12 protein-coding genes and 1 tRNA gene are annotated in these 9,920 nt (G+C 66.3%); 9 read left to right on the top strand and 4 right to left on the bottom strand.

Annotated elements, in window-relative coordinates:
- Positions 1–72: 72 nt before the first annotated feature.
- A complete protein-coding gene (locus ABQE93_RS04165) occupies positions 73–1,512 on the bottom strand; it encodes an FHA domain-containing protein (RefSeq protein WP_448406005.1) in 1,440 nt (479 codons plus the stop codon).
- 257 nt (positions 1,513–1,769) lie between these two features.
- Between ABQE93_RS04165 and ABQE93_RS04160 the strand changes: the two genes are divergently transcribed.
- Positions 1,770–1,852: transfer RNA gene (locus ABQE93_RS04160), tRNA-Leu, on the top strand.
- 108 nt (positions 1,853–1,960) lie between these two features.
- On the opposite strand, the gene ABQE93_RS04155 is transcribed toward ABQE93_RS04160, so the two are convergent.
- Positions 1,961–2,968, bottom strand: a complete 1,008-nt coding sequence (locus tag ABQE93_RS04155; protein WP_448406004.1) for a zinc-dependent alcohol dehydrogenase family protein — start codon at positions 2,966–2,968, stop codon at positions 1,961–1,963.
- A 224-nt stretch (positions 2,969–3,192) separates the two neighbouring features.
- Between ABQE93_RS04155 and ABQE93_RS04150 the strand changes: the two genes are divergently transcribed.
- Positions 3,193–3,801 (top strand): universal stress protein, encoded by a 609-nt coding sequence (locus tag ABQE93_RS04150; protein ID WP_448406003.1) that lies wholly within the window; start codon positions 3,193–3,195, stop codon positions 3,799–3,801.
- Here ABQE93_RS04150 and ABQE93_RS04145 read toward each other — a convergent pair.
- Together ABQE93_RS04145 and ABQE93_RS04140 are read right to left on the bottom strand one after the other, a co-directional pair.
- Entirely contained in the window at positions 3,798–4,217 is a 420-nt protein-coding gene (locus ABQE93_RS04145) for a pyridoxamine 5'-phosphate oxidase family protein (RefSeq protein ID WP_448406002.1), read from the bottom strand. The genes ABQE93_RS04150 and ABQE93_RS04145 overlap by 4 nt on opposite strands.
- 197 nt (positions 4,218–4,414) lie before the next feature.
- Complete coding sequence (locus ABQE93_RS04140) at positions 4,415–5,035, bottom strand: TetR/AcrR family transcriptional regulator (protein ID WP_448406517.1); 621 nt, start codon at positions 5,033–5,035, stop codon at positions 4,415–4,417.
- A 189-nt stretch (positions 5,036–5,224) separates the two neighbouring features.
- Between ABQE93_RS04140 and ABQE93_RS04135 the strand changes: the two genes are divergently transcribed.
- Genes ABQE93_RS04135 through ABQE93_RS04105 form a run of 7 tightly spaced genes read left to right on the top strand, consistent with a single transcriptional unit; the run spans position 5,225 to position 9,824 of the window.
- Complete coding sequence (locus tag ABQE93_RS04135) at positions 5,225–5,947, top strand: hypothetical protein (protein WP_448406001.1); 723 nt, start codon at positions 5,225–5,227, stop codon at positions 5,945–5,947.
- Entirely contained in the window at positions 5,944–6,702 is a 759-nt protein-coding gene (locus ABQE93_RS04130) for a hypothetical protein (protein ID WP_448406000.1), read from the top strand. Before ABQE93_RS04135 ends, ABQE93_RS04130 begins: the two co-directional genes overlap by 4 nt.
- Positions 6,699–7,310: a cytochrome c oxidase subunit 3 gene (locus tag ABQE93_RS04125; protein ID WP_448405999.1), complete on the top strand. Its 612-nt coding sequence runs from the start codon at positions 6,699–6,701 to the stop codon at positions 7,308–7,310. The genes ABQE93_RS04130 and ABQE93_RS04125 overlap by 4 nt, the downstream gene beginning before the upstream one ends.
- A gap of 4 nt (positions 7,311–7,314) precedes the next feature.
- Complete coding sequence (locus ABQE93_RS04120; RefSeq protein WP_448405998.1) at positions 7,315–7,593, top strand: cytochrome C oxidase subunit IV family protein; 279 nt, start codon at positions 7,315–7,317, stop codon at positions 7,591–7,593.
- An 11-nt stretch (positions 7,594–7,604) separates the two neighbouring features.
- On the top strand, positions 7,605–8,786 hold the full coding sequence (locus ABQE93_RS04115; RefSeq protein ID WP_448405997.1) for a DUF7373 family lipoprotein: 1,182 nt from the start codon (positions 7,605–7,607) through the stop codon (positions 8,784–8,786).
- A gap of 53 nt (positions 8,787–8,839) precedes the next feature.
- A complete protein-coding gene (locus ABQE93_RS04110) occupies positions 8,840–9,340 on the top strand; it encodes a pyridoxamine 5'-phosphate oxidase family protein (RefSeq protein WP_448405996.1) in 501 nt (166 codons plus the stop codon).
- Positions 9,341–9,344: 4 nt separating this feature from the next.
- Positions 9,345–9,824 carry a nitroreductase family deazaflavin-dependent oxidoreductase gene (locus ABQE93_RS04105; RefSeq protein WP_448405995.1) on the top strand — a complete coding sequence of 160 codons (480 nt, stop codon included), beginning with the start codon at positions 9,345–9,347 and terminating at the stop codon, positions 9,822–9,824.
- Positions 9,825–9,920: the final 96 nt, after the last annotated feature.

Here is a 9,920-nt window from a genome sequence, read left to right as displayed (position 1 = left end):
CGTCACGATACTTGGACACCCCTCTACGTGAGGGTGAAGCGCGCAGCTTCGCCCTCAGTTGACGGACGTCCTTTAGTGCACGCGGACGATGATCTCGGAGTGGCCCAGGCGGATCACGTCACCGTCGGCCAGCTGCCATTCCTGCACCGGCGCGTTGTTGACCGTGGTGCCGTTGGTGGAGTTGAGGTCCGACAGTAGGGCCACCTGCCCGTCCCAACGGATCTCCAGGTGTCGACGGGACACCCCGGTGTCCGGCAGCCGGAACTGCGCGTCCTGGCCGCGGCCGATGACGTTGGAGCCTTCACGCAGCTGGTAGGTGCGGCCGCTGCCGTCGTCGAGCTGCAGCGTGACCGCGGTCGCCGCGGGGTAGTCGGGCTGTCCGTAGCCGGCGCCGTAGCCGGGCTGGCCGTAGTCGTAACCGCCGCCCGCGGGCTCGCCGTAGCCGGGCTCGGCATAGCCGCCGGCGGGCTCGCCGTAGCGGCCGTAGTCCGGCGGAGCGTAGCCCTGGTCCTGGCGGCCGTAACCCCCGCCGTAGCCGCCCTGGTCCGGGTAGCCGCCCTGATCGGGGTAGCCCTGGTCCGGGTAGCCGGGACGCGGCTCGGGCCTGCCGTAGCCCTCGTCGGGGCGGGCGGGTCCGCGGCCGTAGTCATAGTCGGCCGGCGGCGGGCCGTAGCCGGGCTGACCGCCGGGAGGCGGCCCGTAGTTCGGGGGCGGCTGACGGTAACCCTGATCGGGGTAGCCGCCGGCGGCGGGTGGCGCATAGCCGGCGGGCGGGCGCTGCTCGTAGGCCGACGGCGGATAGCCCTGGTCCGGATAGCCGCCCTGCTCGGGGTAGCCGCCCTGCTCCGGGTAGCCGCCTTGGTTCGGGTAGCCGCCGCCATGGCGCGGGGGATAGCCTTGGTCGCCCGGCGGAGGCGGGGGCGGCGGGTAGGCGCCCTGATCGGGCGGTACGTATTGGCCGCGCGGATCCTGGGGGCGGTCGTCCGGCTGAGGGGGATACCGGTCGTCGTAAGGTTCGTCGGCGGCGCGTCCCGGTCCCTGACCGCCGCGATAGCTCGGGTTGTCGCTCATCGGTGGTACTCCTGATTCTGCGTTAGACGAAAGGTCTCGAGGTGGTGGGGCGGGCTCGCCAGCGGTTGCGTCAGGATTGACCGCACCACGCGCGCGAAACTGTCCGGTGTGCAGGTTGGAAGATTGTTCGAACCTGACGACGACATCAGCATATGTTTGCCATCCCTGCTCATGGATGTAGCCCTCCAAGTGCTTGGCGAAAGTCGCTGAGGTCAGGTCGGGGTCGGCGCTCACCTTCTGGTAGTCAGGCACACTGAGCGTAATGATGTAGTCGTTCGGAGCCAAAACCCGGCCGCCGAGGACTTCACGAGCACCGGCGTCGGCCTCGCGGCGCAGCATCGCCTCGACTTCCTGGGGGACGATCGCCCCGCCGAACACCCGGGCGAACGCGTCGCCGACGGTCGACTCGAGCTTGCGCTCGATGCGGTCGACCAGACCCATGTCACCGCCCGCCTCACTCGTTGATACCCGTCGATCCTGCACACGACCATGCACACCAGCGTGTCGGCGGGCACATCGCTCAGTTGCATGGTATCGGCCCAGCGCAGGCAAGCGGGACCATCAGAACTCTGAGAATCGGGTTTGTGCAGTTCAGCGGGTCGGGCACGGGTGGCTTTGGTGCATGTGGCGGGCCGCATGGGACCATCGGTACGGTTGAAGGGCCGGGGCGCCTGCGTGATAGGCTCCCCCGGTTGTTGGGGCGAGTGGCGGAATGGCAGACGCGCTGGCTTCAGGTGCCAGTGTCCTTCGGGACGTGGGGGTTCAAGTCCCCCTTCGCCCACACAAAACCGCAGGTCATAAGGGTCACGGTCTCGGAAGAGGTCGTGACCTTTGTGTTTGGTGGGTCCGCGCCGACGAAGCTCATCACTCGAGTGGCTGAAGCGTTCCGCTACGAGATGCGAGGGGGAATCGCAACAGTTTCGTCCGCCACATCGATCGCGACCTTGCCGCGCAGTGCATACGAGCGCCGGTTCTCCAGGAGCTCATGAGCCTCGCCCATTCGAGCGAGCGGAAGAGTCGCGCCGATCACCGGCTTGACGAGACCGCGCTCGACCAGCGTGGTGAGCGCGTCGAGTTTTCCTTGGTTCTGTCGGGTGAAGACGAAGTGATAGGCCGCGTTCTTGCCCCACGCCTCAATGAGGTTCTGCGGCCGCGCGATGTCGACGATGCTGACGACACGTCCGAAGTCGGCCAACGTCAACGGGCTTCGGGTGAGTGTATCGCCACCGATCGTGTCGAAGACGACATCGACCCCCTTGCCTTGCGTCATATCAACGACGGCGTCGACGTAGTCCGTCGAAGTGAAGTCGATCGCCGCATCCGCTCCGAGGGAGCGCACGAACTCATGGTCGCCGGCTTTCGCGGTGGTGATCACCCGTGCGCCGATCGCCTTCGCGGTCTGGATCGCGATCGTGCCGACACCGCCCGCGCCGCCGTGGATGAGGATCGTCTCTCCCACGGCGAGTTGAGCTCTGGTCACCAGGGCCTCCCAGACCGTTCCGCCGACGAGAGTCAGGCTCGCCGCCTCCAGGTGACTGAGGTTCTCCGGCTTCCGGGCGACGAGGTCGACGTCGGCGACGTGCTGCTCGGCGTAGGAACCGGGGCCACCGAAGATCCGTGGCGTGTAGTACACCGCGTCGCCGGCGCGGAACTCGGTCACGTGGGAGCCGACTTCCTCGATCACGCCGGAGATGTCGTGCCCGATGATCGCCGGCAGCGGCACCTGATCCGCGTAGTCTCCGCGCCGGATCTGATAATCGAGCGGGTTGACGGCGGTCGCATGGACGCGCACCCGTACCTGGCGGGGTTCGACGTGCGGTACGGCGACGTCGCGCAGCTCGAAAGCATCGGCCCCGCCGAAACGGGTGAGCACGACGGCCTTCATCGGATCAGTCATAGCGGTGTTCCTCACCGTGATGCCGGGTGCGCGACGCGCCGGGACGGGCGGTTCTCTGTCAGTGTCGCGCGCTCGATACACACTGCAGTGGCGACAATGCCAACATCCGCGAGGATAGTGACACGTCCGTCGCACGGTGCTCGATCGGCAGCAGTGCTGTGACACCGTGAGGCGGTCGCAGTGAGTTCGCTTCAACCGGAAGGCTGCGCTGGAGCGCAATAGCTATGGACACATTCCGCCTCACCGCCGCGTTCCTGCTGGTCTGGCTCGTCACCGGCGCGATCACCGGAATTTGGCTGGCTCGGCGCGGCCACGATCTCCGCTGGATCCCGATCGCGCTGATACTCGGCCCGATCTTCGTGCCGATCGCGTTGGAACTCGCCGATCGCGGTGGGCCGCGGCGGGCGTCGGCCAGCGACTCCAGTGCTTCGCCGCCGACGTCCGGTGCGCCACGAGTCCTCGTCGGATTGGACGGATCGACTCAATCGACAGCAGCGCTCGACGCCGCGAAGCGTTTGTTCGGTGAAGCGGCCGAGCTCGTCCTGGCCGAGGTCGTTCCGTACGAGGCCGCGGAGGACCCCAAACGAACCGAGGTCACCTTGGCGAAGGAAAGGCTGGCCGCTCGCGCAGCCAACGACCCGGCCGCCACGCCGCCGCGGCACGAAGTGCTCGTCGGCGCTCCCGCAGAAGCATTGGCCCACTTCGCCCAACAGCTCGGAGCCGACGTCGTCGTCGTCGGCCGGCGTGGCCGGGGTCTGACCCGCGCGCTGCTCGGCAGCGTCTCCTCCGATCTGCTCGAGCGTTCCCCGGTCCCGGTGCTCGTCGTCGACTAGATCGCGGCGCGGCTCACCTTCTCCGGATGGATGACGATGCGCACCCATTCTTGGGCCAGCATCGCGGCGAGTTCTTTGGCCCGCACCGGGTCCCCGGTATCCCAGTAGCGGGCCCCCAGCCGCTCCACCAGTTCGCGTGCCCCGTCGCGTTCCATTGTGGTCGGTCCGGTCACTGATACCCAGCGCTCACGCTCGCCGACCGGGGCGGCGACGACCAGCGATGCCCGGCCGTCACGCTCCAGCTGCCGCACCTTGGGAGCGTCTGGCGCGCTAAACAATTGGGCCCCACCTTCGCTGGTCACCTCGAACCAGACCGGTCTGGGCTGCGGCGGCGTCGACCCGGCAGCCACGGTGAAGAACCCGTGCAGCGGCCGCTCGAGCAGCTCGCGATCCTCGGCGGTCAACTGCGAGCTCACCGCGACCACACTTCGGACTGCCGGCCGCGGAGCCCCAACCGCGCGGCGACGTGACCGCTCTTTCCCCGCGTGCCCAGAACTAGGAACGTTTCAGTGTTCATACCTCGGTAGAACACCCGAATGTGTGGATGATTCCGTGGGTCGCCATGGATCTTCTGGCCGAAACACGGCTCGACATCACCGCCGTCGCCGAACAGCTACGTCACCGGTTGCAGGCTGCGCAGCGTGCTCTTCACGAACTTCTCAAGCGCGACGTCACGCTCGGACCGGAATTCTCCGACAGTGGTGAGCAGGGCGTAGACGCCGAGGAAGAAGAACGCCGCGCTGTGGTAGGCGTCGACGTCGTCGTAGAGTTCGCCGCGAATCCGCGCGCGTTCGATCTCCGCGGCCAACAGCACGAACACCGGGTGGTTGGTCCACTGTTCTCGCTCCGGCAGCGTCGGGGAGAAGTAGAGGCTGATCACGTCGTGGAACAGCGATGTGCCCCAACGGCTTTCCAGATCCAGCACCAGCTCGATGATCGTCTTCAGCACCGCAGGCAGGCCGGGGCGGGTGTCGAGGAACCGGCCGAGCTCGTTCGCCAGTTGCGCCTCGTCGCGCCGTATCAGCTCGAGCAGCACGTGTTCCTTGGTCGGGAAGTGGAAGTAGAAGGTGCTGCGCGCCACCCCTGCGGCCTTGACGATGGCGTTGATGTCGGCCGAGTGGGCGCCGGCGCGCTGAAACTCCACGATCGCGGCGTCCAATAACCGCGCGCGGGTGCTTTCGCGCTGGGCGTCACGCCGGGTCGCACTGTCTGCCACGCGCCCATTGTGCCGCACAAAGCACATATCGTTGACGTTTGTCATCGAAACCACCACAGCACGAACGCACCGCGCGACCGAGTAGCCGCTAAAAGCGCAGTACAAAAGACCCTAGGCCGCAAGAGCGCAGGGCGTTTCATTGTCATCTGTCAGCGAGCGTGCTAGACCTATGACGGCGCGATGCAACCCAGACAGGCGGGACCAGCGATGACGACAACGACGGCGTTGAACACCAGGGGCCAGCGCATCCTGTTGTGGACGGTACCGCCGGCCGCGGCGCTGTTCGTGCTGGCCTACTTCGCGTTCCCGCTGTTCTCCGGACCGCTGTCGCCGACCATGACGCCCGAGCAGGTGGCCGCCTTCTTCGCCGCGAACAACACCGGCATCCTCGGCGTGGTGATCCTGTGCAACCTCATCGCGTGTTCACTGGTCCCGCTGTTCGCCGTGACCGCCGTGCAGATGTCACGGATCCGCACGTCGAGCAACGTCCTCACCTACGCCTACATCCTCGCCACCGGCGTCGGCCTCACCGCGTTCATCCTCGCCGACTACTGCTGGGGCATCGCGGCGTTTCGACCGGAACGCGATCCGCAACTGATCAGCCTGCTCAACGACATGGCGTGGTTCTTCTTCATCGCACCGGTCGGCACCCTCATCGTGGCGAACCTCTGCCTGGCCGTCAGCATCTACCTCGACGCTCGGCCCGAGCCGGTCTTTCCGCGCTGGGTAGCGCATTTCAACATCGCCACTGCCGCGCTGCTGGTTCCCGGTGCGTTCTCGGTCCTGCACAAAACCGGGCCGCTGGCATGGGACGGGGTGCTGTCTTTTCACCTGCGCCTGGCCGTCTTGGCGTGCTACATCGCCGTGATGTTCGTCGTCCTCGTGGGAGTGGTCAAGCGCCAAGGCGATGAGCGGGAGGCGCTCATATGACCAGGAGCGCCGCGCTCGCGGGATGGCGCCAATCGAAGAAGCTGGACCAGTGGATCGCGTTCTGGTCCGTGCCGTTCTTCTTCACCGTGTTCGGGGTCGTGTTCGTTCCGCTGAGCTGGATGATGCCACCGCGCTCACCGAGCGCTTCGCAACCCGAGATCCTCTCGTTCATGCAGTCACCGAACCTCCTGATCGCTTGCGCCATCCTGATATTGGTGTTCGGGCTGGCGCCGGTAGCAAATGCCGTGTACCTCAACCAGATCCGGCGCATGTCGGTCAGCCCGGTACTTCGCTACAGCGTGTTGATGGGCTCGATGACCGGCACCATCGTCGGGATGCTCTTCGCGATGTTCTGTTTCGGGCTGGGCGCATTCCGTCCCGGCTACGACCCGGCGATCCTGGCGATGCTCTACGACTTCGGATACCTGGCTTTCATCGGCTCGCTGGGGTGTTTCTGCATCATGTGGATGGCCTTCGGCCTGGCCATCATCCTCGACCAGAACAACATCCTGCCGAAATGGCTGGGTTACTACACCGTTTGGCAGTACGTGACCGAGTTAATGGCCGCGCCCGTCTGGATCGCCCAGTCCGGCCCGTTCGCCTGGAACGGCCTCGTCACCTTCTATTTCGCGATGGCGCTGTACGTGCCCTGGCAGATCATCGTCTACTTCTGCATCTACCGGGCCATCAGAGATCAGCCCGAGGACGAACTCGACAACGCGCCGATCGAACCGGTGTCGAAGGTGCCCGCATGACCGAGGTCACCACGGCGCAACCAGGCCGCACCGGCATCGCATCACGAAAAGCACTGGCGCCCAAGCATCTTCCCGGCGAGCCGAGTATGTGGTTCTTCGTCATCGGGGATCTGATGATCTTCGCCGTGTACTTCGTGGCGTACATGTACTACCGCGGTCAAGACCACGCGCTGTTCCTGGAAAGCCAAGCGAAGCTGAACTACAACATCGGCATGGTCAACACCGTTGTGCTGCTGACCAGTTCGCTGTTCGTCGCCTTGGGTACCTCAGCGGCGCGGGCCGGGAAAACCGCCGACGCCTACCGGCTGTTCTGGCTCGCCCTGGCCGGTGGCGTGGCCTTCCCGGTGCTCAAGGCGTTCGAGTACATCCCCGAAATCCTCGCGGGCCTGACGCCGGGCACCAACCTGTTCTTCATGTTCTACTACGTGATGACAGGCATGCACCTGTGCCACGTCTTCCTCGGGCTGGTGATCCTGTCTTTCATTGTGCGCCACCTGCGCGGACCCGCCCAGCCCCGAATCACCTTGGTGGAGACCGGCGCTACGTACTGGCACATGGTCGACCTGTTGTGGCTCGTGCTGTTCGCGCTGCTCTATCTGATGAGGTGAACTTGTGACGACCTATCTTCGCCACCCGCCGACCGCCGTGTGGGCAGTGCTCACCGCGGTGACCGTGGCGTCGTGGCTGACGGCCCGCGACGGCGGCCAGCCACACCACGTCAGCGCCACGGTCACCGTCGTCGTCCTGCTGATCGCCGCGGTCAAGACACAGTTGGTGATATGGCATTTCATGGAGGTGCGCCACGCCCCCGTATGGCTGAAGATCACGACCAACGGCTGGCTGGTCGGCGTCTTCGCGCTGTTGCTGGGTTTCTACTTCGCCGCGCTGTAGGTTGGCGCGTGATGCGCCACCCACTTCTCGTAGTCGTTCTTGCCATCGCGATGCTCTCGGCGGCCTGCAGCTCAACCGTCGCCGGAACGCCGGTCAGGGCCACCGGCGCGCAAGGGGCGCTCGACTTCGACCGGCTCGATGTCGGGCCCTATCCGACCGAACCCAGCCAGCCGCTCGGCGTGGCGGGGGATCCGCTGCGCGGCATGGTCATCGAGGCGCAACGCATGGCCAACCACGTCATCGGGCCGTGGGAAGTCGACCCGGCGCTGACCAAGTGGTTCGGCTTCGGCGCCATGGTGCTGCCCAGGGCCCAGGCGCTCGGCCTGATCGGTCCGGGCGAGCTCGGGATGGTGGCCAGCCGGCACAACTTCATCAACGGTTTCGCCACCGCACGCACCGAAGCCGACAAGAAGCTGTTGCTCAACGCGGTCCTGCGCTTCCCCGACGACGAGGCGGCCGCAGCCGCGGCGAGCGCCCTCGGCGAAACGGCGATGCAGCAGCTGGGCGCCGACGGACCGGCGCAGACGGTGAGCATCCCCGGCCATTCCGACGCCAAGGCCAACACCTACACCACCGTCGACCGCACCGCCGGCAAGCGGCACGCCGTGCGTTCGTTCGCCGCGCACGGCCCGTACGTGCTGATGCAGCTCGCGCAGTCGACCGACGGCGCCGAGCAGGCCGCCGAGCTGGTCGCCGAGACCCTCGACCTGCAGGGCCCTGAAATCGACAGCTTCCGCGCCACCGACCCGTCGGAGTTCGCCGACATCAGCATCGACCCGACCGGGCTGTTGGCGCACGTGATCCCGGTGGAGACGCCGGACCCGATGCTGACGAAGAACACCACCTATGAACGGCGCGGCGCGCTGCACTTTCAGAGCGACCCCACCCGCTCGGCCAGGCTGTTCGCCGACACCGGAACCGATCTGGTGGCCATGGCCAAGGCCAGCGTCTACGAAGCCGAGGACGCCGCGGGGGCCAAGGCCGTCGTCGACGAGTTCTACGCCGAGGTGTCGCCGAAGTCCAAGCCGGCCAACCCGGTGCGCAATATGCCCGACAGCCGCTGCATGCAGCTGGAGGACCGCAGCTTCTACTGCCTGGCCACCGCCGACCAGTACGCGATCGAGGCCGCCGGGCCCACCCTGCTCGATGCCCAGCAGTTGGCGGCCGCGCAGTACGTCATGCTGCTGAGCTAGTAACGGCATCCCGGTGACCGCCATGGCCGCGACGACCTGAAAGTATCTGTGTCGTGGGCAAGAACGAACGCGCGAAGATCGTCATGACCGACGAGGAGATCGCCGAATACATCGAGCGCAGTAGAACCGCCACCCTCGCCACGCTGATGCCCGACGGGCGGCCGCACCTGGTCGCCATGTGGTACGGCGTGCTCGACGGGGACATCTGGTTCGAGACCAAGGCCAAATCGCAGAAGGCCGTCAACCTGCGTCGCAACCCGACGGTGACCGTGATGATCGAGGACGGCCACACCTACGACACCCTGCGCGGCGTTTCGATCGAGGGCCGCGCCGAGATCGTCGACGACCCGGAAACCAATCTGCGCGTTGGCATCAGCGTGTGGGAGCGCTATACCGGGCCGTACTCCGAGGAGATGCGCCCCTACGTCGACCAGATGATGCGCAACCGGATCTGTGTGCGGGTGGTGCCGACCCGCACGCGCAGTTGGGACCACCGCAAGCTCGGCATGCCCGAGATGCCGCTGGGCGGCAGCACCGCGCAGTATCTAAGTTGATCGCATGGACCCGAACAACAAGCCCAAACAGCTGAACTCACCGATCGTCACCCAGGTGATGAAGTACGCGGGCAAGGCGCACGTGTGGGTGTATCGCCGCACCGGCGGACGTGTCGGCGCCAGCTGGCGGGTGGGCGCGGGGTTCAAGAAGCCGGTGCCGACCCTGCTGCTCGAGCACACCGGCCGCAAGACCGGCCGGCGGTTGGTGTCGCCGCTGGTGTACATCCACGACGGCGACGACGTGATCGTGGTGGCGTCCCAGGGCGGACGCGACACCGATCCGCAGTGGTACCGCAACCTGGTCGCCAACCCCGACGCCCACATCGAGATCGGCGCGGAGCGCCGCCCGGTGCGCGCGGTGACCGCGAACCCCGACGAAAAGGCGCGGCTGTGGCCCAAGCTCGTCGAGGCCTACGCCGACTTCGACACCTATCAGGCCTGGGCCGACCGGGAAATCCCGGTGGTCATCTTGCAACCGCGCTGATCGGCGGACTGCGACCCATCTCACATCTGCACCACGTTGGACTTCCCCCGGCCACTGGGTAGCCAACAAGCAGGTGCAGCCCAAGCGCCGAATGAA

The organism is Mycolicibacterium sp. XJ662 (assembly GCF_053484035.1).
The sequence above is the reverse complement of the archived record's forward strand: the minus strand, read 5'-3'. Positions and strand labels throughout refer to the sequence as shown.